This is a genomic window from Bacillus sp. FSL M8-0071, from assembly GCF_037975455.1.
Lineage (GTDB): Bacteria > Bacillota > Bacilli > Bacillales > Bacillaceae > Bacillus > Bacillus subtilis.
Window position 1 is genome coordinate 2,815,683 of sequence record NZ_CP150256.1, and the last position, 26,469, is coordinate 2,842,151.

A 26,469-nucleotide genomic window follows, 5' to 3' on the forward strand; every position below is an offset into this window, starting at 1 on the left:
TCCTCCTTCATTAACCTTTGACTCCCCCTACCGTCAGGCCGGAGATAAAGTACTTTTGGAAAAACAAGAAAATGATAATCACCGGCAAAATCGCAAATACTGAGCCGGATATAAGCATGTCGTAATTATTTCCATAAGGGCTCAGCAAGCTGGACAGCCCTATTGGAAGCGTAAACATTTCTTTCGACCGAAGCACAATCAGCGGCCACAAGAAGTTGTTCCAGCTGTTTAAGGACTGAAGGATAATCATCGCACCGAAAGCCGGTTTCATCAGCGGTGCCATAATCCTGAAAAAGATGCCGAATTCCGTACAGCCGTCCATCCTTGCAGAGTCCAGCAGATCTCTTGGAAGGCCAAGAGCATATTGCCTGAAAAAGAAAACGGCAACAGGTGAAACGATAAACGGCAATATGACACCCGTATATGAATCGATCAAATGCAGTCCGACAGTAAGCTTAAACAGAGGAAGCATCATCACTTCCAGCGGAACCATCATAATAATCAGCACAAGAACAAAGATGATATTTCTTCCCTTAAAATCATAAACCGCAAGCCCGTACCCGATCATCGAAGAAAAAAACAGGGTGAGCATGGTTGTGAAAAGCCCAAGTACAAGACTGTTAAAAAACCATTTGAAATAAATGCTTCCGCCGTTAAACAGAAATGTATAATTATCAAGACTCATTACTTTAGGATCAATGTCGAGATTGAGCCCCACACGCAAAAGCTCAGATGAGGGCTTTAATGATCCTAAAAGCAAACAGAAAATCGGAAAAAGATACAATAGGCTCAGCATAATAAAAAACAGGGTTAGCGCGATTCTGTAAACGCTGAACTGAGGACTGTGCCGCAACATTTATCCCTCCCCCTTAAACGAGCCTGACAGCTTTAATGAAATCAGGCTGACAACAAGGATCACAATCAAAAGCACGATGCCGATGGCTGCTCCGTACCCCATTTCGTTGTAGGCAAGCCCCTGCTGATACAAATATCCGACAAGCGTCAGACCAATATTACCCGGGGAATTATTCTGCCAAAGGACGTAGCTTTCCTCAAACATCCTGAAGCCGCCGATGATGCTGATGGTCAGCACATATACGGTTACAGGCTTGAGAAACGGCAGCGTGATGTGCAGAAATTTTTTCATTGTATTCGCGCCGTCTATATCAGCGGCTTCGTACAGCTCTTTCGGCACATTTTGCAAACCAGCTAAAAAGTAAAGGATGTTGATTCCCATCCATCTCCATGAAGCAAGCAGCACCATCAAAAACATGCCGGTATGTTCATTGTTCATCCAGTTCTGAGGTGAAAAGCCGAGTTTGAGTAGGATGGAATTGGCCAGAGACGTTTCCATTTCTCCGAAGATCAGCCGAAAAATGATCCCCGCGACAATGGTGGAGGTCAATGCCGGGATGAATAGTGCTGATTTAAATATATTTCTAAATTTGACCAGCTTAGAATTCAGGAATATGGCCAGAAGCAATGGGACAGGAATCAGCACGATCAGCGTCCAAAAGGTGTATTCCAGCGTATTCCAAAGGGCGGTATAGAACGTCGGGTTGTTTAGCGCTGTATAATTAGACAATCCGACAAAGGACACCTCTCCCGGCAAAATTCTTTGGAAGCTCATGATGAAGACACTAATGATGGGGTATAGAAAAAATACGAGAAAGGATAAAACGAATGGCGCTGTAAACAGATAGGGCGCCGCTTTTTTTGAATAAAATAGATCTCGCCAGCCTGATTGTTTCGCAGCTGAAGGAACGGGATGAACCGTTCCTGTTTTCACAGGTTTCATGAGAACCTCCCCGCTTTCACTTTTTGAATGGGATTCTATTTCTGTTTCAGTTCACCTGCCGCTCTGTCCAAGGCTTGTTTAGGCGTTTTTTGCTGAGATTTAAGTGCGTCGAACAACACGCTTCTGTTGACAAGGTCTGAAGCCTTGGCAAAATCCTCATGTAAATAAATCGGATTGATTTCATCCTTGATATCGAGCAGCACGGAAAAAATGCCTGTTCCGTTTTGGAAGTAATCCGTGTATTTGTTTTTCTCTTTCAATTCCTTGGAGCTCCAGACATCCCAGCGAAGCGGGTCAAAGCCGAGTACGCTCCAGAGCTTTTTGTTTCCTTCTTTAGAGCCCTTCGCAAAGGCTAAAAACTCTGTTGCTAACTCAACATGCTTGGCTTGCTTCGGCACAACGGTTGCCGTACCGCCCAAACCTGCCGAGCGGTCGCCTCCCTCTTTCCATGCCGGGAGCGGTCTGATGGCAATCTTCCCTTTCAGATCAGGCATATAATCGATAAATCTTCCCATATACCAAATCGGCATGAGGACTGAAGCAGCTCCTCCTTGGTTCATAAAGCCGTAGTATTCTTCACTGTGATGCCCGCCGCCCGGCGCAGGAATCATCGTTTTATCATTGATCATGTCTTTTAAATATTGAAGTGTTTTTACGTTGGTGTCATTATTGAGGATCAGCTTGCCGTTTTTATCAAAATAGCCTGAGTTTTGCTGTGAAATCATAGATAAGAACGTTCCGGAATCATTTGTTTCCACCGTTCCCATCGGCTTCCCGGTCACTTTGCGCACTTTCTGTCCGGCTTTATGGTAATCATCCCATGTTTTAATATCGTCAGGATTGACGCCGGCTTTCTTCATAACATCCATGTTATAAAACATGACTGTTGTTCCTACATGCGTATCGAGTCCGTAAAGCTTGCCGTTTTTGCTGTACAGGGTCAGCCGCGCCTCAACGAATTTATCGCGGTCCTTTTCAATCAGCGGAGTCAAGTCGGCAAGCGGTATGTCAGAGCCCTTCAAAAAGTTTGAAAAACGGGCCAATTCGACATCGGCAATATCAGGGACGCCTTCTCCTGCAATTAAGGAGATAGACAAGTTATCGTGCATTTGTCCATACGGATAAACGACCGTATTCAGCTTAATTTTGCGGTCAGGATATTTTTCATTCCATTCCTTCACCATTTCTACATAGAACTGCTCATGAAGCCCGTTAAATGTCCAAAAGGTCAGCTCGGTTTCACCCGACTTCCCGGATGATCTTTCTGCTGAACACCCGGCAATGAGTAATGTCAGCAACATCATGAGCACAAGAAAACAGACAGTCATTTTTTTCATCTGCGTTACCCCTTCCATTCGAGGTGCGGGCTATTCATATAGACCATGGTTGATCAGCGTTTTGTTTTCATTAATGATTCTTAATCCGGTGCAGCGGTCTCTTAAGGTGTGCGCGTGTCTGAAGGCATTCTTGACGGAATCCTGCCCGACACCGATTTCGTCAAAATACGCAGGGCCTCCGGCTGATCTCAGCCAATCAGCCAGCACTTCTCCTTTCGGGAGTGTTTGATAAGCCGATTGGATGGCTTCCCGGCGGCTTGGTGAAAATTCGTTCAGCCCGTCATCCTGAGCGAGCTTTCTGTATGTGTCAGTTAATAAAACAGCGGCACAGCCCACCTTTGCCCCATGAAGAATCTGAGGCCGTTTTTTCTCCATTAACTCCATTTCAATCCAATGTGAAATATGATGCTCGCCGCCTGATGCCGGGCGGGAATGATCTAATGCCAGCATGACAAGCCCCGATACAAGTAAAGACTCTATCAAAACCCGTATGCCAGTTTCCGTTTTCATCGCAATGTCTTCTGTGTGTTCAATGCAGGCAGCAAGCGCCTCCTGAACAATCTTAGCTCCTGCTGGCGAATAAGGCTCGCCGGCAAGATGCCGGGATATTTCCCAATCTGCTAAAGACGTTATTTTACCGAGCATGTCACCAAATCCAGCCGCCACCATTGACTGCGGTGCCGCTTTTAATAGATCCAGATCAGCGAACAGTGCAGACGGGGCCTTCGTTTGAATGGTTGTTTTCGTACCGTATAAAATAATCGGCGCCCCTGCTGATGTAAAACCGTCTACAGATGGAGCAGTCGGATAAGAAATAAACGGCAAATCTCTTTGAAACGCTGCAAAGCGGACGATATCATGAATCGTGCCCGAACCGACTGCGATCATGACATCCGTTGTTTGTTTCGTATGGATCAGCACATGAATGAGCGATCGTTCATCAGCTGTCACATCTCCAGCTTCATTTTCTGGAATGATCAGGCACTCGGCCTGAAATCCTGCTTGATTCAGTCGGTTTTCTAAATCAATTCCTGCAATGCGGTGTGTATTCGCGTCGCAGACAAGGACAATATGTTGATTGTTTTTTCGTTTTACATAATCCAAAAGCGAATCAGCTGCTTGCTTACCGAGAACAATTTCTTCAACTTTTATAGGCAACGTCTTTTCTCCGGCGTTTTCAAAAGCACGCTGAACGTCAGCTGCGATACGATTCATATCAGAATCCCCTCCTCAGCCAATTTGGTTACATCCTTAATAGAATCCAGCACATAATCCGGCGTGTACAAACGCTGTTCACCCTGTTTCGCAGAACCAGTTAGCACTAAGGCGCTTTTCATGCCATAAAGCTTCCCCATCGCAATGTCAGATTCAATGCTGTCTCCTATAATCATGCATTCATGTGCGGACAGCCCCATTGCTGTACAGGCAGCCTCCGCCATCAGCCATGACGGTTTTCCGACAACAAGTTCAGTCTTCGCTTGTGCGGAAGCCTCTATCGCCCCAATCATTCCAGCCACATCAATGGCATTTCCGTCTTCGTTCGGAAAAGAGCGGTCTTTGTTTGTAGCGATAATACGAGCGCCGCCGGCAGCCGCTTGAAAGGCTTGATTTAAATCGTCGTACGTGAGCGTTTCATGAAGGGAGATCACGAGCCAATCCGCTTCCTTCGGTTCGCTCGCGTTCTGCACACCGGCCAGCCTCAGCTCGTCAACCAAGCCTTGCTCCCCAAGCACCCATACCTTTGAAAAACGATAATGTTTTTTCAGAAAAGCCGCTGTCACGCTTGATGACAGAACAATGTCGTTTACGTCCGTTTCAATCCTCGCGCCAAGAAGTTTTTTTCTGCACATGGCACGGGAGATATTCCCCCGGTTGCTTAAAAAGACGATTTTCTTTCCCATTCTCCTAAGCGTTTTGATCGCTTCTCTTGCTCCTTCGATCAACTCATTTCCTCTGAATACAGTACCGTCCAAGTCAATCAGAATGCCAGCCGGTGACACAGGCGTATCATGACTGGCCATAATACGCATTTGCTCCGTGTTTTCGATAAAAATGCTTTTCATGCAGGACTGTATTGATTGGGGTTACATCCTTGTTCAGCATAATGGAGTGATAGGCCATTTCGGCAACCGTTTCTAATACAACTGCGTTATGAATGGCATTTAAGGCGTCAGTGCCCCAGCAGAACGGTCCGTGATTATTCACGAGCACACCCGGCACCTGTTCGTAATTATGATGCTGAAAGGTTTCCGCTATGACTTTTCCTGTATTCAGTTCGTAGTCATGAATGATTTCTTCATCGTACATTTCTCGAGTACATGGAATCGCACTGTCAAAATAATCAGCATGGGTCGTGCCTAACGGAGGGATGTCTCTGCCCGATTGCGCCCAGCTTGTCGCCCATTGAGAATGGGTATGGACAATTCCCCCGATATTCGGAAAGGCTTTATATAGATAAACATGGGTAGGTGTATCTGAAGAAGGTTTAAGCGAGCCTTCGACGACCTCTCCATCAAGGTTCAAAACAACCAAGTCATCGGCTGTCAGGTCGCTGTATTCGACTCCGCTAGGTTTGATGACAATTCTTTCTTTTTCACGGTCAATGCCGCTGACATTTCCCCACGTAAAGGTTACCAGCTGATGCTCTTGAAGCTTCAGGTTGGCAGCCAGCACTTCTTTTTTTAATGTTTCAAGCATGCTCCATCACCCTTTATCAATTCTTTTTGGCGGCAGATGAAAATTGAAGATTTTTGATCGTTTTCAGACGTTTCATGACATGGTTTTCTTTTCCGAAATAATGAACCAGCTCTTTATATTCAGCGTACAATTTTTCATAAACCGCGGCGTTTTCGGCATTTGGCGTATAAGTTATATCTTTCAGTTTTCCCATGTTCGCCGCTGCCTCTTTGATGTCATCGTAGCCGCCTTTTTCTTTGCCTGCTGCAAGCGCGCCGAAAATGGCAGATCCTAAGGCTGGTGCTTGCGGTGAACCAGAGATTTTAATGTCCATGTTTGTCACATCCGCATAAATCTGCATGACAAACGGGTTTTTCTCAGCTATTCCGCCGGCTGCGAACAGTTCCTCAATCGGAACACCGCTTTCTTTGAATGTTTCGATAATCATCCGGGTTCCGTAAGCTGTCGCTTCAACTAACGCTCTATAAATCTCTTCAGGCTTCGTCAGCAGTGTCATGCCAAGCAGCATCCCTGTTAAATCTGCATCAACAAGAGTTGAACGGTTTCCATTCCACCAATCTAAAGCAAGCAGGCCGCTTTCACCAGGCGCTTGATGGTTTGCTTTCTCACTCAGCAGCTCATGAACGCCAATGTTTTTTTCCTTTGCTTCCTCTTGATAAGCTGGCGGGACACATGTTTTCACAAACCAGTCAAAATGATCGCCGACACAGGACTGCCCGGCTTCATATCCCGCATAGCCCGGGAGAATTCCGTTGTCCACAACGCCGCACATTCCTGGAACGATATGCACCTCTTCACCAAGTAGAACATGGCACGTCGAGGTTCCCATAATCATCAGCATTTTCCCTGGCTCTGTAATGCCGACCGCCGGTACCGAAACATGAGCGTCCACATTGGCAACCGCAACAGCCGTTCCCGGGAGAAGCCCTGTCAGCTTTGCCATTTTTTCAGTCAGACTGCCGGCTTTTTCTCCTACTGAATGAATAGAACCTGACAATTTGTCCTTTGTAATCGTTTTCATTGAAGGATTTAATTTCTCAAAGAAATTATCTGACGGATACCCCGCTTTTTCACTCCACATCGCTTTATACCCTGCGGTACAATTGCTTCGCTTGAGCGAGCCGCACAGCTGGTACACGATCCAGTCTGCAGCCTCGATGATCCGGTCAGCCGCTTCATAAATGTGAGGCGCTTCCTCGGCAATTTGCATGACCTTTGGAATCATCCATTCTGATGAAATTTTTCCTCCGTACCGCTGTAAAAAAGCCTCTCCTTCTTCTTCCGCGATTTGATTGAGCCGATCAGCATGTTTTTGGGCCGCATGATGCTTCCAGAGCTTCACATAGCTGTGCGGCTCCTCTTCATATTCAGGCAGCATGCATAACGGCTGCCCGCTGCTGTCAATAGGAAGGATCGTACATGCCGTGAAATCAATTCCAATCCCGATAATGTCTTTCGGGTCAACGCCCGTCTGTTCGAGTAAAGACGGAATGGTTGTTTCCAAGACTTCGAGGTAATCAGCAGGGTGCTGCAGCGCCCAGTCACGCGGCAGCTTTTGACCCGTTTTTGGAAGGACGGTATCAATGACAGCATGCCTGTATTCTTTTACAGCAGCCGCAAGTTCCTCCCCTGTTTGGACATGAACGAGCACTGCTCTTCCTGATAAAGTTCCAAAATCAACCCCTATTGTGTAAGCCATGTGACATCCCCCTCTACTTTTGAAGCCGGTAAAGCGCCTCGTTCCATTTTAACTCGTGTTTCAGTTTATGAATTGTCGTATCACGGGAAATGAGAACACTTTCGATCCCCGCCATTTCCGCCCAATCAAGCATTTGCTCCGCTGTCAGTTCATAAGACAGGCAGGTATGGTGTGCACCGCCGGCTAAAATCCATGCCTCCGCTGCTGTTTTCAATGACGGCTCCGGCTTCCAGAGAACACGGGCAACCGGTAAATTCGGCATGTCTTTTTCAATTTCCTGGCCGTTGACTTCATTCAGCACAAGGCGGAAACGCCCGCCAATATCAACAATGCTAGCTTGAATCGCAGAACCGCTGATGCCGTTAAATACAAAACGCGCAGGGTCCTCTTTGCCGCCAATCGAAAGTGGATGAACCTCGATTTTCGGCTGATCCAAAGCGACAGTCGGACACACTTCAAGCATGTGAGAGCCCAGAATCATTTCATTTCCCGGTTCAAAATGGTACGTGTAATCTTCCATGAAGGAAGTTCTTTTTCCTTTAGCCATGATTTTCATCATCCGTACAAGGGCCGCTGTCTTCCAATCTCCTTCACCGGCAAACCCGTAGCCTTTCTCCATCAGGCGCTGAACGGCAAGTCCCGGCAGCTGTTTCATTCCGTGCAGCACTTCAAACGATGTCGTAAACGCTGTGTATCCGCCTTGCTCAAGAAAAGCGGTTAATCCAAGTTCAATTTTCGCCTGTTCTTTAATGGACGCTACCTTTGCTTCGTCACGTTTTGTTTCCTCACTGATCACATATAGTCTGTCATACTCGGCATAAAGCGTGTCAACCTCGTCGTCCGTAATGCGATCCATCACTTCAACGAGATCCCCGATGCCATATCCGTCAACCTGCCAGCCAAATTGAATATGCGCTCCCACCTTGTCTCCGTCCGTTACCGCGACATGACGCATGTTATCTCCAAATCTGGCAACCTTAATATGTCTGCTTTCATTTAATGCAGCCGCCGTATCCATCCACTGGGACATTTCTTTTTTCACTTCTTCATCATCCCAATAGCCGGCAATGACTTTTCGGCTAAGCCCCATTCTCGAGTTGATGTAACCGTACTCTCGATCGCCATGCGCGGATTGGTTGCTGTTCATAAAATCCATGTCAATCGTACCCCACGGGATATCGCGATTATATTGGGTATGCAAATGCATAAGCGGTTTTTGATAAGAGGAAAGGCCTTCTATCCACATTTTTGCAGGGGAAAATGTGTGCATCCATGTAATGATGCCAGCACATGTCTCACTGTACTCCGCTTCTCTTAACAGCTCTCTAATGGTTTCCGGCGAAGTGACGACGGGCTTATGAGTGATTTTATATCTGGAAGAAATCCCGCTGAGCCCCTCACAAATGCTTTTAGCATGCTGATCTACGAGTTCCAGCGTCTCTTCCCCGTATAGGTGCTGGCTTCCTGTCACAAACCAGAATTCATAATCCTTTGTCTGAAGCATGTAAACTGCCCCTTTCTCATAAAATAAAACGCTTTCAAATACAAAAGATACGTACTAATGATAGAAAATAAACCTATAAATGAATATTTGTACGAACAATTTTATTATAGTAATTGACTATTATACTGTCAATCTTTTCTTTTAAAAAAAGCCGGGGGCAGAGCCCGGCTTTTTGATTCAATAGGACGGCCAGCCCGAGCTCCAATTCAAATCATTGATGAGAAGCTTCGGAATGCCATTGTCATTGGCATCATAGGCATGGCGAACAAGAATGTTTCCGTTCACAATATCCTGGCCTCCAGGTCCTTTCCATTGGTCATTGCCCGAATCCAAAATGGTACCTCCGCCTTCAAGCATGCTTTTTCCGCTTTTATCAAGATAAGGGCCTGTAATGCTTTTGGATCTTCCGTAAGCAATTTTGTACGTACTGTTTACCCCGTCACAGCATTTATCAAATGAAACCATTAAATAGTAATATCCATTTTGATACGTAAGAGTAGGAGCTTCTAAGGCACCTCCATTATTCGGTCTAGCTGCAATCGAATAGAGCGAGCCTGTAGGCTTCATTGTACTCTTATCGAGCTTAGTCAGCTTAATGCCGCTCCAAAACGAGCCGAATGCAAGCCACGGGTTGCCATCCTTATCGAATGTCAGCTCCGGATCAATGGCGTTATAATTATTTGAGCTTGTCGAACGGATCACCAAGCCCTCGTCCTTCCAGCCCCCCGAACTGATGCTTGTTGAAGATGCCAGGCCAATGGCAGATGTATTGCTTCCAAAAGAAGAAACGGAATAATATAGCCAGTACTTGCCGTTATAGTATTCGATGTCCGGCGCCCACTGGTTTTGGCCATAATTCGGCACATAATTGGACCACCACGATAGCGGTGTAGTGAAAATGGATTTTTGTACGGTCCAATTTTTAGCGTCTGAAGACTTCAAAACCCGCAGTCCCCGTTCTTCAGTAAGCCCTGTTCCGAGCGCATACCATGAGCTCCCCTCTTTAATCATAGTCGGGTCATGAAGCAGCTCATTGGATGCACCCCAAAACGCTGCCTCTGCGGGAGCAGCAGAAGTGAATATCAAACCTGCAGCCAGAGCTGCACTCGAAAAGTGTAAGAAGCGTTTCCATGTTTTTTTCTTTTTCAATTTTGTTCAACCTCCTTTATTTTAGAAAGCGCTTACAAATTAGATTATTTATCCTCCCTTCCTGTCAAATCGACTGCGTATCGTATATCGTCATGTTCAGGAAATTTTCGGTATCCCCTTTATTGTAGTCACTATGCTGTAATTTGTACAGACAAAAAAAAGAATCCACCTCAATAGGCGGATTCTTCCGTATCTTTATTGGTACGTAATTTCGTCAACCGTTTTTCGGTCTAACTTCTTAATGACTTCTGTAATTAACTTTACCGCGTTTTCATAATCATCACGATGCAGCATGGCCGCGTGCGTATGAATGTAGCGGGTTGCAATGGTAATGGACAGCGCAGGAACGCCATTTGCCGTCAAATGGATGGCACCCGAATCAGTTCCGCCGCCGGCAATGGCATCAAATTGGTACGGAATGCCGGCTTCCTCCGCAGTGGCTACAACTGCATCGCGCAAACCTTTGTGAGAGACCATGGATGCATCGTAAACGATAATCTGCGGGCCTTTGCCCATTTTGCTCTGCGCTTCCTTCTCGGAAATGCCAGGCGTGTCTCCTGCTATCCCTACATCAACACCAAACGCAATATCAGGCTGAATGGTGTGTGCAGCCGTTTTCGCTCCCCTCAGCCCGACTTCCTCCTGCACGGTTCCGACGCCATACACTATATTTGGATGATCTGTGTTTTGTAAGTTTCTTAACACATCAATAGCAATCGCACAGCCGATGCGGTTGTCCCAGGCCTTTGCGAGTAGGAATTTTTCATTGTTCATGACCGTAAATTCAAAATGCGGAACGATCATATCTCCCGGAAGTACACCCCACTCCAAGGCTTCTTCCCGGCTTGAAGCTCCAATATCAATAAACATGTCTTTTATTTCCACTGATTTTTTTCTTGCTTCAGGAGACAAAATATGAGGCGGCTTAGATCCGATAACCCCTGTGATTTCTCCTTTTTTTGTGACAATGGTGACGCGCTGGGCAAGCATAACCTGAGCCCACCAGCCGCCAACGGTTTGAAAACGGATAAAGCCTTTATCTGTGATTTGTGTCACCATAAAGCCGACTTCATCCAAATGTCCGGCGATCATAATTTTCGGGCCGTTTTCTGCACCAGTTTTTTTGGCAATTAAACTGCCCAGGCGATCTGTTGTCACCTCATCAGCAAATGGTTCTATGTATGATTTCATCACTTGCCTTACTTCTCTTTCATTGCCCGGTATGCCTTTTGCATCTGTTAAATCTTTCAGCATGGTCAATGTTTCATCTAATTTTGCCATGTTCCAAACCCTCCTTCATCAGTCCTGCATTCTTATTATACAAAACATGGCGCTAACCATACGACTATTTCACTTGAAAATCGGGTATATGTTTTTACAGCTTTCTTTTAGAAAAAGTGAAACCTTTTTCTATGCTTTTCGTATTACATCAGATCATCACCATAAGGGAGGTGCCTTCACACAATGTTTGTCATGGTTCTAAGGATTATTTTGCTTGCACTTTTTGCTTATTGTATTTATGCCGTGGTCAAATATGTCGCGAATCCTAAGAGAAGGCTTAAGCTGGCCCAATCAAAAGAACATTTTTATATTATTGATGAACAAAACAATACCCGGAAGAATTTTCAGCTGACGTATAAAGGCGTGCTTTTTGAGGGAGAAAAGCATATTCCTTCCAAGGATCATCCGCTGTTTATTCACACGATCTTTGTCTGGACAGAATCTCCTGAGAAGCTGAAACATTTCTCTGCAAAAGATTTTGAGAACATTGAAGAAAAAGTGCTGGAACGATATCCAAATTGTAAGATTGACTGGGACCAGCCCATTAAACTCGCAAAAAAAGCAGAAGAGCGTTAAACGCTTTTCTGCTTTTTATAAATCAAACGGGCTGTAGTAAATAGCGATGAGAATCGCTTCTATTACCAGAAGAAGCGGTACTCCGTACTTAAAAGAAGCGTGTTTCGTTTTATGTCTGAAGGTTTGCATGCCAAGCCAGACACCGAGCGCTCCAAACACGATGGCTATCAGCCACAGCCGGTCTTCAGAAATTCTCCACTTGTGCTGCTGCGCTTTGCGTTTGTCAATGCCCATCACCCAAAAACCGCACAGATTAATCAACACCAAATAAGCAGCAATAATCATGTTGCCTCATCCTTTATATAGAAAAAGCCGCTCTGCTGGAGAGCGGCTCTATATGATTACTTGTTTAATTGAGCTTTAGCAGCATCAGCAAGCTGATTGAATGCAGTAAGATCGTTTACAGCAAGATCAGCAAGCATTTTACGGTTTACTTCGATACCAGAAAGCTTAAGACCGTGCATTAAACGGCTGTAAGAAAGGCCGTTCATGCGAGCAGCTGCGTTGATACGAGTGATCCAAAGTTTACGGAAATCACGTTTTTTCTGACGACGGTCACGGAAAGCATAGTTTCCAGATTTCATGACCTGCTGGTTAGCTACTTTGTATAATGTATGTTTTGAACCGAAATAACCTTTTGCTAATTTAAGAACCTTTTTACGACGCTTACGTGTAACAGTTCCGCCTTTTACTCTTGGCATTGAATTTCCCTCCTAATTGTTCCTTATCCGATTACTTGATGTTAGCAAGCATTTGTTTGATACGTTTGAAGTCTCCTGCGCTTACAACAGCACTCTTGCGAAGCTTACGCTTTTGCTTTTGAGATTTGTTGGCGAATAAGTGACTTGTGTACGCGTGAGAACGTTTTAACTTCCCAGAACCTGTCTTTTTAAAACGTTTAGCAGATCCGCGGTGAGTTTTCATTTTTGGCATGGGATTTCCTCCTTATTGCTTTTCGTTTTTCGGTGCGAGCATTAAGAACATGCTGCGGCCGTCCATTTTTGGTTTTGTTTCGACTGTCGCAACCTCAGCACATGCTTCGGAGAAACGGTCTAATACACGCTGACCGATTTCTTTATGAGTGATTGCGCGTCCTTTAAAGCGGATAGAAGCTTTCACTTTATCGCCTTTTTCAAGGAATTTAATCGCATTGCGCAATTTCGTGTTAAAGTCATGCTCATCGATTGTCGGACTTAACCGAACTTCTTTTAAGTTAATGATTTTTTGATTCTTGCGTGCTTCTTTTTCCTTTTTCTGCTGCTCAAATCGGAACTTACCGTAGTCCATGATTCGGCAGACAGGCGGTTTTGCATTCGCTGCAACTAACACAAGGTCAAGATTTGCGCGGCCGGCGATTTCAAGTGCTTCCTGACGGGACTTGATTCCAAGCTGGTCGCCATTTTGTCCGATTAAACGGACCTCACGTGCACGGATACCCTCATTAACCAATTGATCTTTGCTAATAATGAGCCACCTCCATAGTTTCTTCGAATTGATTCACAACTCATTTTGAATGCATTTTGCAGGCAAACAAAAAGTGTGGGCATTATAAAACACCCACACTACGAACATCTGTATCAATAAAAATGTACGGTCAACCTGCCAACTACATGCATGTGTCAATCAGGTGAGAAGCGGGTGCTTCTGCTTGTGATTTATATTCAATTCAATAACTATTCTACACAATACCGGATCTTTAGTCAAGGACGACTTATCCGGAACAACTTTTACATTGTAACATGGGTTTTCTATGAGCGCAAGAGAGAAAAAGAAAATCTTTCAGCTCACCAAAATGCAAAGAACCAACAATTCCCCCCTTATTTCGCAATTTACAACAAAACCACCGACAGGAAGAAATGTAAAACAAAGTTAATCTCTGACCGATATAAGAAGCAGAAGGGAGCCTGACACATGAACAAACTGATACAGCTTGCTTTATTTTTCACATTGATATTAACCGGTTGCTCGAATAGCAGCACATCTTCCGAATCAAAAGTCGAAACTGTTAAGACAACTGCAGCATTTCCTCAAAAGGGGCTGGAGAAAGAGCTAAAAAAACTAAAACCCGTTTCATTGGACATGAAGTTCGAAAGTCCACTCGCTACTGAGTTAGGAAAGCGGAAGGCAAAAGAGGAAGCTGAAAAGCAAAGACAAATCGCCGCTGAGAAAAAGCTTGAAAAAGAGCGGGAGGCGAAACGAAAGAAACAGCAGGAGGAAAAAGCGGAGAGACAGCGATTAGCAGAGCAGCAGGCTGCAGAGAGACAGCGATTAGCCGAAGCGGAAAGACAAGCTGAACTTGAAAGACAGCGGCAGGCAGCAATCCAAAAAGAGCAGAAAGCGAACGCTGAGAAAAAGCGGCAAACGCAGGCACAACGGCAGCAGACTGAGGCACCCTCATCTAATAGTCAAGATCCACCATCTTCCTCGAGTCAGACAGATAAAACCATTCAACAGCCAGCTTCAGAGCTTCCTGATGACGATGGTTATGGTTATGAAGAACGAAAAAAGTGGCATGACGATCAAGTAGAATGGGGCATTAAACAAGGGTATATCGATCCCGAAGACGCACCATAAAATAAAAAAAGCCAAGGCATTCAGCCTTGGCTTATCCTCCGATCAGCTGCACGAACACAGGGATGACCAGAACCGTTACCATTCCTACTACGACAACAGCAATACTTGCCATCGCAGCTTCAACTTCTCCCATCTCAATCCCGACCGCTACACCAAGTGCATGTCCGGATGTTCCAAGAGCCAATCCTTTAGAAATCGGGTTTTTCACTTTAAACACCTTCAAGAACAATGCTCCGAGCGCATATACGATGACAGCGTTAAAGATGACCGCAAAGGCTGTGATGTCGCTGATGCCCCCGATGCCTTTTGATAAAGGAAGCGCAATTGCCGTTGTAGCCGCCTGCGGAAGCATGCTTTTCATTACGGCCGAATCGAGATGAATGCCTTTAGCGAGCAGATAAACAATCGTGACAGAGCAGATAGAGCCGGCAATAATGGAGGCCATGATTTGCCACCAGTATTTTTTAAGCTTATCTCTTTGTTTGTACAAAGGAATTGCAAATGCGATCGTTGCCGGTTCAAGGAAAAACTTAATGATCTCTCCCCCGTTATTATAATCCGCGTAGGAAAAACCGCCGATTTTTAAAAATGCGATCCCCAGCACCATGGCAACAAACAAAGGAGTGAAAAGGAAGAAGCCTTTCGTTTTCTTAAATAAAAAGGTGCCGATGCCGAATGCAGCAAGTGATACGACAATCCCAAAATAAGGACTCATTGTGCTTTCCATGTGAAGAACCTCCTGTTTCCCTTAATGGTGAACGAGTTCGTTATTGTTCTGCGGGCTTTGCACTGTTTTTGTTTTCATGTCCGCTGCGGTTTTGCGTTTTCCGCTCAGTGACAGAATCAGCTGAGAAAACAATCCCGTAGCCCCCAGCAAAATAATCGTTGCGAGCAGAATGACAAGAACAATTTGCAGGCCGTATTGCTGCATCACACCAAGCGAATTCATAACAGATATACCTGACGGAACAAATAAAAATCCGATCAGAGAGGTTAAAGACGTTCCGAGCGTTTCCACTTGTTCCAGTTTAATGACTTTCAAACATAATAGGAGAAATAATAAGACCAACCCTACAACCGATGCCGGGATAGGTATTGGGACAATAGCGGCAATCATATTTGAAACCAGCATAATGACGGCAAAAATAAATGCTTGTGTTAAAAACCCGTACACTTTTTTAGCACTCATTTTCTTCACCTCTTTCTCTTTGGTACCCTCATTATAAATAAGAATCCCTGTTATAAAGCGCTTACAAGATAACATGCCGAATAGCGGGTCTGAGTTGCAGAATCAAATGGCTGAAATGCAAAAAGCCGCCCATCAAATATGGAGCAGCTTTTTCAATTCCTTCGCATATGTCCGGCTGACCGGTATTTTCGATCCGTCTTTCATGATCAGATTATACGTTGAATTAAACCATGGCTGAATTTCTTTAATATATTCGGTATTCACGACAAAGCTCCGATGGACGCGGATAAAATCAGAATCCGGCAGCTTTTTCTCAATCACAACGAGTGTATCGCTGACCGTATAAGAATGATCGAAGGTTTTTACATTGACATGACCATCTTCTGTTCCGGCATAGATAATGTCCTTCGTATCCACAATCACAATCGATTCCCCCACAGATAGCGCGAGCTTGTGCTGGCCCGCATGGCTGTTTTGCTCTATTTCTACAATATCCCGATTGACTTTTTTATATTTTTTCAGCGTTTGCTGAATTCTTTCTTCATCGAAAGGCTTGGTTAAATAATCAAGAGCGTCCACCTCAAACGCTTTGAGCGCATACTGGTCATACGCTGTCGCAAACACAACAGCAGGAGGATGCTTCATTTTCTTCAATCGCTTTGCGATATCAAAACCGTTTTCTCCGGATAAATCAACGTCTAGAAACAGCAAATCAGGTTTTTGATCCATCATTTGGTCAAAAGCGGATTCGATATTTTCCGCTTCATTGATTTCCATTTCCTCATTGGTCCGCTTAAGCAAGTAAGCCAGTTCATCTCTTGCCAGCATCTCATCATCAACTATTAACACCCTGAGCATGTTCTTCTCCCTCTTTCATCTGTTGCATTGGCACTTGAAAGGAAACCTCTGTCCCTTTATGAACCTCACTGCTGATATGCAGTGCAGCCTGCTGTCCGAATAAACCGATCAGCCGCTGATTTAGGTTATAAAGCGCTGTACCGGTTCCCTCCTTAGACGGAAACGGTTTCTTTCCCAGTTCCGGCAAGACGTCCGGCGGAATTCCGCGTCCGTTATCCGCCACCTTCATATAGACGGATGCATTATCAGATAAGACACAGACTGTAACCTTGCATATGTCTTGTTTTTTCGGAAACGCGTGCCGAAGCGCGTTCTCGACAAGCACCTGCAAAACAAACGGAGGGATTTCAATCTGCTCCAGTCTTGTGTCGATCTTAAGCTCAATTTTATATTTCCCGGGAAAACGCGCCTGTTCTAATGACAAATAGGCGTTTAGATGGTTCAGCTCCTTTGAGAGCGGAATCAGCAGCTGTCTCGCTCCTTGAAGGTTTGAACGAAAATAAACACTGAGCTGCAATAGGAGCTTACGGGTTTTTTCAACATCTGTACGGCATAGCGCAGAAATCGTGTTGATCGCATTAAATAAAAAATGCGGATTCACCTGTGCTTGAAGCGCTTTAATTTCAGCATCCTTGAGAAGTTTGCTTTGCAGCTCTGCTTCCCCAAGCTCAAGCTGTGTCGAAAACAGCATGGCCAGCCCCTCGGCAAGTTCCTCCTCTACCTGACTCAGGCCTGCCGGGCTTTTAAAGTACATTTTCAAGGTGCCGATTGTATTGCCGTTCGATGTCAGCGGCAGAACAATTGCAGCGTGCAAAGGGCATTCAGCATGCGTGCATTCAATCTCTTCCTGCGAAATCGCCTTCATAATATGCCCTGTTTTAATCACCTTTTTGGACAGGCCGGTGATCAAACTTTTCGATGGGATGTGGTGATCCATTCCCGCACCGACATGCGCAAGGATCTTTTCTTTATCAGTGAGAGACACCGCATCTGTTCCTGTCAGCTTATGGATAATAGCCGCTACACTTTTACAGGAGTTTTCATTTAATCCTTGGCGAAAAAATGGAAGTGTCTGATCAGCAATCGTCAGCACTCGATGCGTTTCGAGAGCTCTTGCCTGTTCTTCCTTGCGAATGATCGCTTGAATAATAGACAGAAAAATAAAACTGCCTGTTCCATTGATGAGTATCATCGGAATTCCGATCATGCTGACAAGCTCCCAGGCGTCACTGAACGGCTTTGCCATCAGCAAAATAATGATCATTTGCAGTGACTCCATGCCGATTCCCACAAGAGCGGCGATGCGCGGTGTCGGCATTCGATATCGCTTCGTAAAATACCTGCCGATCAAGCCTGCAAGAACACCCGCTAAAATAGATGAGACGGCACAGCTTAAGGCCGTGCTGCCACCGAGTGAAAAACGATGCAGGCCCGCAAGTATACCGATCCCAGCCCCTACAAAAGGACCTCCGAGAAGGCCCCCGATTTCCACGCCCAAAATACGGGTATTCGCGATAGAGCCCGATGGATCTATCGTAAACACCCAGTCATTGTTTACAATCATATTTCTTTGAATTTCGATGCCTGTATAATTGCTGATGATGCTGAAAAGAGAAAAAATAGAAATTAAAATCGCTTTTCCTTTATAGCCGTCCTGATTCTGAAGAGCTTGTCTGAAAAGTTTCGTATGGGCGAGAATGAACCCTAATATAACAATAATCCCCACTCTCTCCAGCATCATAATCATTAAATGAATCATTCATGTCACCTGTTCTTTCCGTTTTCATTCTAGCATGTTTTCGTTTTACGGCTGACTGTTTTTTTAAAATCCTCTGAAAACATATTTCACAAGGCTTTTATCTATTGTAAAATAAAACATGAGCCTTTTGGCAGAAAGATTTGAATCTGAAGCAGAGGAGAAGATCATGAAAGCCGTATTTTTTGATTTAGATGATACACTACTTTGGGACGAGAAAAGCGTCAGAACAACATTTGCAGAAACTTGCTTACAGGCGGAGAAAAAATATGGCCTTGCCCCTGAGGAATTCGAAGCAGCTGTTCGCGAAGCGGCGAGAGAATTGTACATGTCATATGAGACGTATCCATATACAGTGATGATCGGCATTAACCCGTTTGAAGGACTGTGGTCCAATTTCTCAGAGCCAATCAGTGAAGGCTTTCAAAAGCTGAACAAGATTGTGCCGGAGTACAGAAGAAATGCATGGACAAACGGACTGAAAGCGCTTGGGATCGATGATCCTACATATGGCGAATACTTGGGAGAGTTTTTTGCGGCAGAGCGCAGAAAACGCCCGTTTGTATATGATGAAACTTTTGCTGTACTCGATCAATTAAAAGGCAAGTATGAATTATTGCTTTTGACAAATGGCGATCCGAGTCTGCAAAAGGAGAAGCTTGCCGGCGTACCTGAGCTCGCTCCTTACTTCAATGAAATCGTCATCTCGGGCGCATTCGGCAAGGGCAAGCCGGATGTTTCAATTTTTGAACACTGCCTTAAACTGATGAATATTGAAAAAGACGATGCCATCATGGTCGGCGATAATTTGAATACTGATATTTTAGGCGCTTCAAGAGCCGGAATCAAAACCGTTTGGATCAACCGGACGGATAAGAAAAACGAAACTGACGTAACGCCTGATTACATCATCAGCAGCCTTCATGATTTGTTTCCTATATTAGAGAAATAAAAAAGCATGATCTCTTCAACGAGATCATGCTTTTTATTTTATTTTTTCGCTTCAGCTACTGCCTTTTTCACAAACTCATCAAGTGAAATGGTTTCAGAGTTCTGTTCTCCGTATTTACGCACGTTTACCGCTCCGTTTTCTGCTTCTTGGTCACCGACCACCAGCATGTACGGGATTTTTTGCATTTGCGCTTCACGGATTTTGTAGCCGATTTTTTCATCGCGGCTGTCGACTTCAACACGCAGGCCTTCACGTTGCAGGCGTTCCTGCACTTTTTTCGCGTAGTCTAAATGCACAGCCGGAGAAACCGGGATGACTTGGAACTGAACCGGTGCAAGCCATGTCGGCAGCGCGCCTTTGTGTTCTTCGATTAAGAAGGCAACAAAGCGTTCCATTGTTGAAACGACACCTCTGTGAATGACAACCGGACGGTGCTGCTTGCCGTCCTCACCGATGTATGTCAGGTCGAAACGTTCCGGCAATAAGAAATCAAGCTGAACCGTAGACAGTGTTTCTTCTTTTCCGATCGCAGTTTTCACCTGAACATCAAGTTTAGGGCCGTAGAATGCCGCTTCACCTTCTGCTTCGTAATAGTCGTGGCCGATTTCGTCCATTGCCTCTTTCAGCATGGATTGCGCTTTGTTCCACATTTCATCGTCATCAAAATATTTCTCTGTATCTTCCGGATCGCGGTAAGACAGACGGAATGTGTAATCACTTAAACCGAAGTCTTCATAAACATCCTGGATTAAACGGACTGTACGGATAAACTCATCCTTAATTTGATCCGGGCGCACAAAGATGTGTGCATCATTTAACGTCATTCCGCGTACCCGTTGAAGCCCTGACAGCGCACCTGACATTTCATAGCGGTGCATCGTTCCAAGCTCTGCAATACGAATCGGAAGCTCGCGGTAACTGTGAATGTCTTGTTTGTAAATCATCATATGGTGCGGACAGTTCATCGGACGCAATACAAGTGTTTCATTGTCCATTTCCATCGGAGGGAACATGCCTTCCTGATAATGATCCCAGTGTCCTGATGTTTCATACAGCTCTTTGCTGCCTAGCACAGGTGTGTATACGTGCTCATAGCCGAGGCTGATTTCTTTATCGACAATGTAGCGCTCGATGACGCGGCGGATTGTCGCGCCTTTTGGCAGCCAAAGCGGCAGGCCTTGTCCGACTTTTTGAGAGTTCGCAAACAGCTTTAATTCTTTGCCGAGCTTTCTGTGGTCGCGTTCTTTCGCTTCTTCTAGCATACGAAGATGCTCTTCAAGATCAGCTTTTTTGAAGAAAGCTGTACCATATACGCGCTGAAGCATTTGGTTTTTGCTGTCGCCGCGCCAGTATGCGCCTGCAAGGCTTAACAGCTTAAATTCTTTGATTTTTCCGGTTGAAGGAACGTGGACGCCGCGGCACAGGTCAAAGAATTCGCCTTGCTCATAGATCGAAACGGTTTCTCCTTCAGGAATCGCATCCAATAGTTCAAGCTTCAGGTCGTCGCCGATTTCCGCAAAACGGGCTTTCGCTTCTTCACGGCTGACTTCTTTTCGAACGATCGGAAGGTTCGCATTAACGATTTTTTTCATTTCTTTCTCGATTTTCGGCAGATCCTCCGGTGTAATCGCTTCGTCCATTTCTACATCGTAGTAAAACCCGTTTTCGATAACCGGACCGACGCCGAATTTAACATCCTTGTAGATGCGTTTAATCGCTTGAGCCAGCAAGTGAGCCGTACTGTGGCGCATAATTTGAAGACCTTCTTCTGAGCCTTCTGTAATGATTTCCACTGTACCGTCTTCATTGATCGGCGTTCTCAAATCGATTTCTTTTCCGTTCAGTTTTCCGGCTAATGATTTTTTCTTTAATCCCGGACTGATGGATGCCGCGATATCTTCTGTTGTTGTTCCTTTCGCAAACTCCTTGACTGCTCCATCAGGAAATGTGATTTTTACCATATCTGACATCTTTGTCACTCCTTTTTTTGCATATAAAAACCCCGCCCCCTATGAAAGGGACGAGGTTGAATAAACGGAATCGTGGTTCCACCCTTTTTTCCGCAAAGCCAATACGGCACCTGCGGCTCTAAGCTCTGTAACGGGAGTTCCCGTCAGCCATTACTGTTCCTTTTCAAGAGGTTCACAGCTGAAGTTCAAAGGCGGTAAAGCGAATGGTCCTTAGCTGGGAAGCTTGCAGCCAGGGCTTCCCTCTCTTTGAGCCGGTATCATTCCTTCGTGTCCTTATCAATACGTGTGTCTTTCTTAATCTCCTATGTATTATAAATTGTTCAATCCAAAAAATCAACACGATCGCGTTTCCTTTTTTTAAACCGACAGCCTTATATAGACAGGCTGCCGGCCCTCATCCTTCCGAGTGCTTCACCGGTATTTCTGCATCTGTAAAAGCATGCAGCGGGAGCATTTCCACTCTCTCTTGAAATACGTTTTGAATGGTCCTTGCCATCATGTGCTCGGGCTGGTCGGTATAAAGCACGACTTCATCAGGCGCAATGGAAATCAGCGGCGCGAGCAAATGAGAATCAATATACATAGGATGATCCCGGACAAATCTTCTGTCTATGTATTTCATTTTTTCCCGTTCCGGCACATAGCGCAGCTCCCATAATGTAAAGGAACCATCATGGACAATATGCACTTTTTTGATTCGCGGCTGTTTGGCGTTCACATAGTCTCTGAGTGTTTGAATAAAATTTTGATATTCCTGTTCCATCTTATATTCATCAATCGCTGCTTCTGTAATATCTCTCAGCTGCTTATAGTATGATCCAAGTCGGAAGGTCTGAAAGGAGCGAATGTAAAATACTCCTTCCTCTAAACAGATCGTTTGGAGTTCATCCAAAATAGATTGTTTCCGTGAAAGCTTCAGCGGCTCAAACGGAAGATCGTCTGCTTCACCTTCAATAATACTGTGTGCGAGCTGAAGGATTTGCTGCTGTTCATCCTGGTCCGTGAAACAATACGTTTCCTCAATCAATGACAGCATATGCTCGTCTTCTTTGCATTCCAAAAAAAATTTGACCAGAATCGGCTCCATAAAACGCTGAATAGGAAAAGCCGGATTCGCTTTTTCAATCCCGATTTTTCGTATGCCTTCACGGACAATGATATTGTTCCGATCGTCCGAATGCTGAATGAGATGTAAAAAAGCGGCTGCATCATGGTCATCTTCAAAGATTATTTCAAGCATGTTTGTCCCCCCTTACGGCATCTGTTACAAGTATATGGGGGATGTTTTTAAAATAGACGTAAAGGTCATTGGCAAATCTTAATTTGATTCTTGGAACAAGTTTTGCATTTTCTTTCTGAGGATGAATGGCAGCGAGATAAACACGATATACAGAGCTAGGACAAGAAAGAAAGCGGGCAGATTGCCAGCCAAAAAGCTCGCACCCAGCACATTAAGCGCAATCGTCCCAGGAATGATACCCACAGCCGTCGCCGCAAAATACGGCAGCGCTTTGACATTGGAAAGGCCTGCCGCATAGCTGACGAAATCAAAATTGATCGGCAGGATTCTCAAAAAAAAGATATAGAAAAATCCGTTATCCTCCATTTGCTTCTGTATGGCTTCAAGCCTTTCGTAATGCCCGTTCTTTTTCGCCGAAAACAAACCGGCCGCAAAAAACGAAACAGCTGAAGCGCACATCGAACCGAATAACGTATAAAGCGTGCCGAGAAGCGGGCCAAACGCAAGTCCGCCAGCTATTGAAATAACAGACACCGGAAATAAAACAAGTGGCCTGACGATGGATATCCCGATAAACATCAGAGGTGCAAAGACTCCGAACGACAATACCCATACCCTGATTTCTTTCGGCGATACATTCAAATACGTTTTATTTCCCCAATAGAGTAAACCAGCACCTGCAAGCATTGCCAGCCATTTGACAGCGGTTTTTCGTTTCATACCCTCAGTTCCTTCCCCTTTGAACCACAGCAATTATGGATGTCGGCGGTTTTCTCCGTCAAGGCGGATCGGAGCAGCCAAATATAATATCCGCTCCATTAATCTTGCAGCTTTTACTTCTTCTTTTTCTCCCCTCTGCGAATACGTAAAATGATGCTTCAGCTCGTCAGGTGAGAAATTAGAAGAAAAGAACGTTGGCAGCTGCTGGGACATTCTGTGCTGAAGCACCGTTCCGATGACTTCATCCCTTACCCAGCTTGTCATTGATTCTGCTCCGATGTCATCAAGCATCAATACGGGTGTGGTCTTTACCATATTGAGCTTCTCTTCCAATGTCTGGTCTTGCAGCGAATTTTTAAGCTCTCTCACAAATTCAGGCACATAGACAATCATGGAGGAGTACTCTTTTTCCGCCAGCTCATTGGCAATTGCAGCGAGCATAAACGTTTTTCCTACCCCAAATTTCCCGTATAAATATAATCCTTTCCCTTTTCCCGTCTCATTATAGCTTTTCAGGAAGTCTGTAACATGCTGAAACATCGCGAGCCTGCTCGGGTCACTGATATCAACTTGCTGGAACGTCGCTCCAAGAAGATCCTGCTGGATATACATGCTTTTCATAAGAGACTTTTGTTTCTTCTGCTGGTCGAGCTTCCGTTTGACTGGACATTCATAATACTCGATATCAATAGACCGCCCATTGACAACAAGTTTCGGATGGTAGCCCTCCAACAAATTGTTGCAGTTTTCATCTTCCGAACAATAGGAGCAATTCTTGCTTTGTTCAATATATTCATAAAGCTTATTTAAGCTCTTTTCGATCATTTTTTGGTCAATCACTTCTTCGTTTTCCTTCAAAAATGCTTGAACATCTTGATCTTTCATGACTTTTTCCTTCATTTGTTCAAGACGTTTTTGGAAATCCGGCCTGCCGGTTACGCCCTGCAGGGAACGGCCGATTGGTTCCATCTATTCCTTCACCCCGCATCTCTGTCTTTAATAGGCAGAGTATTTTTTCAGTTTTTGCATTTCTTCCATCATCTTTTTCTTCTGTTCTTCCAAATCCTGCGGATGCAGCTTCTGCTGTCCGGATTCTGAATCGGACGCTGTTTCCTTTTCTGTCATCCAATCAGGAAGCTTTTCTTCACGAATCACTTTTTGGTTTCGTTTCGAAGACTTTGTTTTTCCTTCAGCCCATTCAAGATACTGGCGGTTTTCTTCTATTGCGAGCTTCATCGCTTCCCTGACCGTTTTTACCTTTTTGCGTGCCCAATGCGAAGCGATTTTTTGGATATAGTTTTTTGACAGCTTCATGTCGGTTTTCAGCATGACATAATAAATTAACACATTTGTGACGCCTGGCTCGAGCTTCTGTTCGAACATAATTTCTTCTATGATCTTCAGATCAGCTTTTGACGGCTCTGTTCCGTCAGCAATGTCCTGCAGAAGCTTCTTCGGGGAAATCGCCTCCAGCAATGCGATCAGCTTCCCATCCAGAGAATCCTCTTCTGCCGGTTTTTCGCCTTCACGCAGATGCACCGGCTGTGTTTTTTCCACCAAATCGGGCAGCTGTCCGTTTCTTTCAATTTGATACCAGTCGCTCGCCGCTTTTCTTAATGCCTCCGTCGTAATGACGTCACGCTCATCAATTGCGCTCATCACAACATTTTGCATTTGCAAAGGGTCAATTCCGTACAGATAAGAAAGCTTTTTGATTGTGTCCCGCACCTGCTGGGTCATCGCTTTTCTCGGAATCATCGTCTCAGAAAGTCCTGCTAAAAACAAATCAAAATCAAACACATCCTCCGTTATGGTATAGGACGGAGCCTGTCCGACAGAAGTATACTCGGTCCCCTCGGCAAGCCTTACCGTTTCCTCCATATCGGATGTGAGCTTCCATTCACTCGGCTGCAGCGATTCAAACGCGTGATTAAACGGCCGCGTAATGTCCTTCGCATCTTCTGAAATGGCCGGGTGCGTAAAAAATTGTTTTAATTGCTGATATTTCGTTTTTCCGACTCTATTATACAGAAAAACATTCAGCATTCCGTCTTCAAAAAATTCATTTGGTCTGAGCGGCGGAAGGAGTTCATATATAAAGAGGCGCTCCTGCCGCTCGGATTCTTTCATATATACTTTCAGCAATCCGATGCCCTCGAGCTTCCCCTGTTCCTGATGGATCGTTTTTAAGTTGGACTGTGTCATCCCCATCAGCTGTCTATGTGTGGACTCTCCGCCCCACAGACGGTTTTGTTCAAGCTCTCCCCACAATGTCATATAAAGAGAGAATGCAACAGGGCCGATTAAGGGCTGGTACAGTTGTGTAATAATTTGTCTGTCAATATCCTGCAGCATCGATCTGCTTTTAACCACATACGGGTCTACAGGCAGTACATCTTTCCAATAGTCAGCCATACATTCTCAAACCTTCCGAATTTGTTTCTACCTTTCATTTTACACCGTTTCTTATATCTATCAAATGCCAATTTTGCACATGAGAAAAGAGCTAGAAGAATCCTCTTAGCTCTTTTAACGCTCTTTCTTTATTAAGTCTTTTAATTCGTCGATAAAGACGTTTATATCTTTAAACTGCCGATAGACGGACGCGAACCGCACATATGCGACTTCGTCAATCTTAGCCAGCCGGTCCATGACCATTTCTCCGACGAGCTCACTCTTCACCTCGGAGCAGCCTTGATTGCGAAGCTCTTTTTCAATATCAAAGCACATGTCTTCAAGCGTTTTGAGTGAAACAGGCCTTTTTTCACATGCTTTTATGAGGCCGCGCAGCATTTTTTCTCTGCTGAATTCCTCACGCACACCTTCTTTTTTCACGACGATGAGCGGGGTTTCCTCCACTTTCTCAAAGGTCGTAAACCGGTAGTGGCAGGATTCGCACTCGCGTCTTCGGCGAATCGACTTTCCGTCATCCACAGGCCGTGAATCAAGGACTCGTGTTCCGTTATGCTGGCATGAAGGACATTTCAATAAAATCAGCTCCCAACTATATCGTTCCCTGCAATGTATTTTCGGCAGCCTCCGCCTTTTAAAAATAGATGTGACAGCATCTGTCGGGAGAGCCGTTGTTAAATTTGTTTCTATAGCATTAGGTGGTTTGTGAAAATCTCTTTCTTATTTTACAAAAAAAATGAAAAAAGAAAAAGCTGAC

The 26,469-nt window shown here is 44.9% G+C and carries 27 protein-coding genes and 1 other annotated feature; of the genes, 3 read left to right on the top strand and 24 right to left on the bottom strand.

Annotated features, from left to right (window positions below; all coding sequences use genetic code 11):
- Positions 1-10: 10 nt before the first annotated feature.
- From araQ to MKX71_RS14695, 10 genes are all read right to left on the bottom strand, one after another.
- A complete protein-coding gene (gene araQ / locus MKX71_RS14650) occupies positions 11-856 on the bottom strand; it encodes an arabinose ABC transporter permease AraQ (protein ID WP_014480513.1) in 846 nt (281 codons plus the stop codon).
- Complete coding sequence (locus MKX71_RS14655) at positions 857-1,798, bottom strand: sugar ABC transporter permease (RefSeq protein ID WP_003229507.1); 942 nt, start codon at positions 1,796-1,798, stop codon at positions 857-859. It abuts the gene before it with no gap.
- 35 nt (positions 1,799-1,833) lie between these two features.
- Positions 1,834-3,135 carry an ABC transporter substrate-binding protein gene (locus MKX71_RS14660; protein ID WP_069322808.1) on the bottom strand — a complete coding sequence of 434 codons (1,302 nt, stop codon included), beginning with the start codon at positions 3,133-3,135 and terminating at the stop codon, positions 1,834-1,836.
- A gap of 30 nt (positions 3,136-3,165) precedes the next feature.
- On the bottom strand, positions 3,166-4,350 hold the full coding sequence (egsA, locus tag MKX71_RS14665) for a sn-glycerol-1-phosphate dehydrogenase (protein WP_339231263.1): 1,185 nt from the start codon (positions 4,348-4,350) through the stop codon (positions 3,166-3,168).
- A complete protein-coding gene (araL, locus tag MKX71_RS14670; RefSeq protein ID WP_339232048.1) occupies positions 4,347-5,165 on the bottom strand; it encodes a sugar-phosphatase AraL in 819 nt (272 codons plus the stop codon). Before araL ends, egsA begins: the two co-directional genes overlap by 4 nt.
- Positions 5,143-5,832 (bottom strand): L-ribulose-5-phosphate 4-epimerase, encoded by a 690-nt coding sequence (gene araD / locus MKX71_RS14675; protein ID WP_003229501.1) that lies wholly within the window; start codon positions 5,830-5,832, stop codon positions 5,143-5,145. Before araD ends, araL begins: the two co-directional genes overlap by 23 nt.
- 16 nt (positions 5,833-5,848) lie before the next feature.
- Positions 5,849-7,531: a ribulokinase gene (gene araB, locus MKX71_RS14680; protein ID WP_080529649.1), complete on the bottom strand. Its 1,683-nt coding sequence runs from the start codon at positions 7,529-7,531 to the stop codon at positions 5,849-5,851.
- 13 nt (positions 7,532-7,544) lie between these two features.
- The gene (araA, locus tag MKX71_RS14685) at positions 7,545-9,035 is read right to left on the bottom strand and encodes an L-arabinose isomerase (protein WP_041851079.1); all 1,491 of its coding nucleotides are present in this window, start codon (positions 9,033-9,035) and stop codon (positions 7,545-7,547) included.
- A gap of 177 nt (positions 9,036-9,212) precedes the next feature.
- On the bottom strand, positions 9,213-10,184 hold the full coding sequence (abnA, locus tag MKX71_RS14690; protein WP_339231265.1) for an arabinan endo-1,5-alpha-L-arabinosidase AbnA: 972 nt from the start codon (positions 10,182-10,184) through the stop codon (positions 9,213-9,215).
- A 195-nt stretch (positions 10,185-10,379) separates the two neighbouring features.
- Complete coding sequence (locus MKX71_RS14695) at positions 10,380-11,465, bottom strand: M42 family metallopeptidase (RefSeq protein ID WP_003229495.1); 1,086 nt, start codon at positions 11,463-11,465, stop codon at positions 10,380-10,382.
- A gap of 183 nt (positions 11,466-11,648) precedes the next feature.
- On the opposite strand from MKX71_RS14695, the gene ysdB reads away from it, so the two are divergent.
- The gene (gene ysdB / locus MKX71_RS14700) at positions 11,649-12,041 is read left to right on the top strand and encodes a sigma W pathway protein YsdB (RefSeq protein WP_003229493.1); all 393 of its coding nucleotides are present in this window, start codon (positions 11,649-11,651) and stop codon (positions 12,039-12,041) included.
- A gap of 15 nt (positions 12,042-12,056) precedes the next feature.
- Here the strand turns inward: ysdB and MKX71_RS14705 are convergent, their stop codons facing one another.
- From MKX71_RS14705 to infC, 4 genes are read right to left on the bottom strand one after another with little or no spacing between them, the layout of a single operon-like run.
- Positions 12,057-12,326 carry a DUF1294 domain-containing protein gene (locus tag MKX71_RS14705; RefSeq protein WP_003229490.1) on the bottom strand — a complete coding sequence of 90 codons (270 nt, stop codon included), beginning with the start codon at positions 12,324-12,326 and terminating at the stop codon, positions 12,057-12,059.
- A 56-nt stretch (positions 12,327-12,382) separates the two neighbouring features.
- Positions 12,383-12,742, bottom strand: a complete 360-nt coding sequence (gene rplT / locus MKX71_RS14710) for a 50S ribosomal protein L20 (protein ID WP_003222420.1) — start codon at positions 12,740-12,742, stop codon at positions 12,383-12,385.
- 31 nt (positions 12,743-12,773) lie between these two features.
- Positions 12,774-12,974, bottom strand: a complete 201-nt coding sequence (gene rpmI / locus MKX71_RS14715) for a 50S ribosomal protein L35 (RefSeq protein ID WP_003222418.1) — start codon at positions 12,972-12,974, stop codon at positions 12,774-12,776.
- Between the two features lie 12 nt (positions 12,975-12,986).
- The gene (infC, locus tag MKX71_RS14720) at positions 12,987-13,508 is read right to left on the bottom strand and encodes a translation initiation factor IF-3 (protein ID WP_010886591.1); all 522 of its coding nucleotides are present in this window, start codon (positions 13,506-13,508) and stop codon (positions 12,987-12,989) included.
- Between the two features lie 58 nt (positions 13,509-13,566).
- Positions 13,567-13,697: a sequence feature (ribosomal protein L20 leader region), on the bottom strand.
- Between the two features lie 255 nt (positions 13,698-13,952).
- On the opposite strand from infC, the gene MKX71_RS14725 reads away from it, so the two are divergent.
- Positions 13,953-14,615 carry a hypothetical protein gene (locus tag MKX71_RS14725; RefSeq protein WP_339231266.1) on the top strand — a complete coding sequence of 221 codons (663 nt, stop codon included), beginning with the start codon at positions 13,953-13,955 and terminating at the stop codon, positions 14,613-14,615.
- Between the two features lie 31 nt (positions 14,616-14,646).
- On the opposite strand, the gene lrgB is transcribed toward MKX71_RS14725, so the two are convergent.
- From lrgB to lytS, 4 genes are all read right to left on the bottom strand, one after another.
- Complete coding sequence (gene lrgB / locus MKX71_RS14730) at positions 14,647-15,342, bottom strand: antiholin-like protein LrgB (protein ID WP_033884113.1); 696 nt, start codon at positions 15,340-15,342, stop codon at positions 14,647-14,649.
- 21 nt (positions 15,343-15,363) lie between these two features.
- On the bottom strand, positions 15,364-15,804 hold the full coding sequence (gene lrgA, locus MKX71_RS14735; protein ID WP_014477620.1) for an antiholin-like murein hydrolase modulator LrgA: 441 nt from the start codon (positions 15,802-15,804) through the stop codon (positions 15,364-15,366).
- 132 nt (positions 15,805-15,936) lie between these two features.
- On the bottom strand, positions 15,937-16,662 hold the full coding sequence (gene lytT / locus MKX71_RS14740; RefSeq protein WP_019712907.1) for a two-component system response regulator LytT: 726 nt from the start codon (positions 16,660-16,662) through the stop codon (positions 15,937-15,939).
- Entirely contained in the window at positions 16,640-18,421 is a 1,782-nt protein-coding gene (gene lytS, locus MKX71_RS14745; RefSeq protein WP_033884115.1) for a two-component system sensor histidine kinase LytS, read from the bottom strand. Before lytS ends, lytT begins: the two co-directional genes overlap by 23 nt.
- Before the next feature lie 166 nt (positions 18,422-18,587).
- Here lytS and MKX71_RS14750 point away from each other — a divergent pair, with 166 nt between their 5' ends.
- Positions 18,588-19,370: an HAD family hydrolase gene (locus MKX71_RS14750; protein ID WP_339231267.1), complete on the top strand. Its 783-nt coding sequence runs from the start codon at positions 18,588-18,590 to the stop codon at positions 19,368-19,370.
- 38 nt (positions 19,371-19,408) lie between these two features.
- On the opposite strand, the gene thrS is transcribed toward MKX71_RS14750, so the two are convergent.
- From thrS to nrdR, 6 genes are all read right to left on the bottom strand, one after another.
- Positions 19,409-21,340 carry a threonine--tRNA ligase gene (thrS, locus tag MKX71_RS14755; RefSeq protein WP_014480529.1) on the bottom strand — a complete coding sequence of 644 codons (1,932 nt, stop codon included), beginning with the start codon at positions 21,338-21,340 and terminating at the stop codon, positions 19,409-19,411.
- Positions 21,341-21,734: 394 nt separating this feature from the next.
- Positions 21,735-22,580, bottom strand: coding sequence for a putative sporulation protein YtxC (gene ytxC / locus MKX71_RS14760; RefSeq protein WP_021480288.1), 846 nt, complete (start codon positions 22,578-22,580; stop codon positions 21,735-21,737).
- Positions 22,581-22,658: 78 nt separating this feature from the next.
- Positions 22,659-23,300, bottom strand: a complete 642-nt coding sequence (locus MKX71_RS14765; RefSeq protein WP_032726573.1) for a TVP38/TMEM64 family protein — start codon at positions 23,298-23,300, stop codon at positions 22,659-22,661.
- A 33-nt stretch (positions 23,301-23,333) separates the two neighbouring features.
- Positions 23,334-24,269, bottom strand: a complete 936-nt coding sequence (dnaI, locus tag MKX71_RS14770; protein WP_014480531.1) for a primosomal protein DnaI — start codon at positions 24,267-24,269, stop codon at positions 23,334-23,336.
- Between the two features lie 27 nt (positions 24,270-24,296).
- A complete protein-coding gene (gene dnaB, locus MKX71_RS14775) occupies positions 24,297-25,715 on the bottom strand; it encodes a replication initiation membrane attachment protein DnaB (protein ID WP_124058832.1) in 1,419 nt (472 codons plus the stop codon).
- Between the two features lie 114 nt (positions 25,716-25,829).
- Positions 25,830-26,288 (bottom strand): transcriptional regulator NrdR, encoded by a 459-nt coding sequence (gene nrdR, locus MKX71_RS14780; RefSeq protein ID WP_003223586.1) that lies wholly within the window; start codon positions 26,286-26,288, stop codon positions 25,830-25,832.
- Positions 26,289-26,469 lie beyond the last annotated feature (181 nt).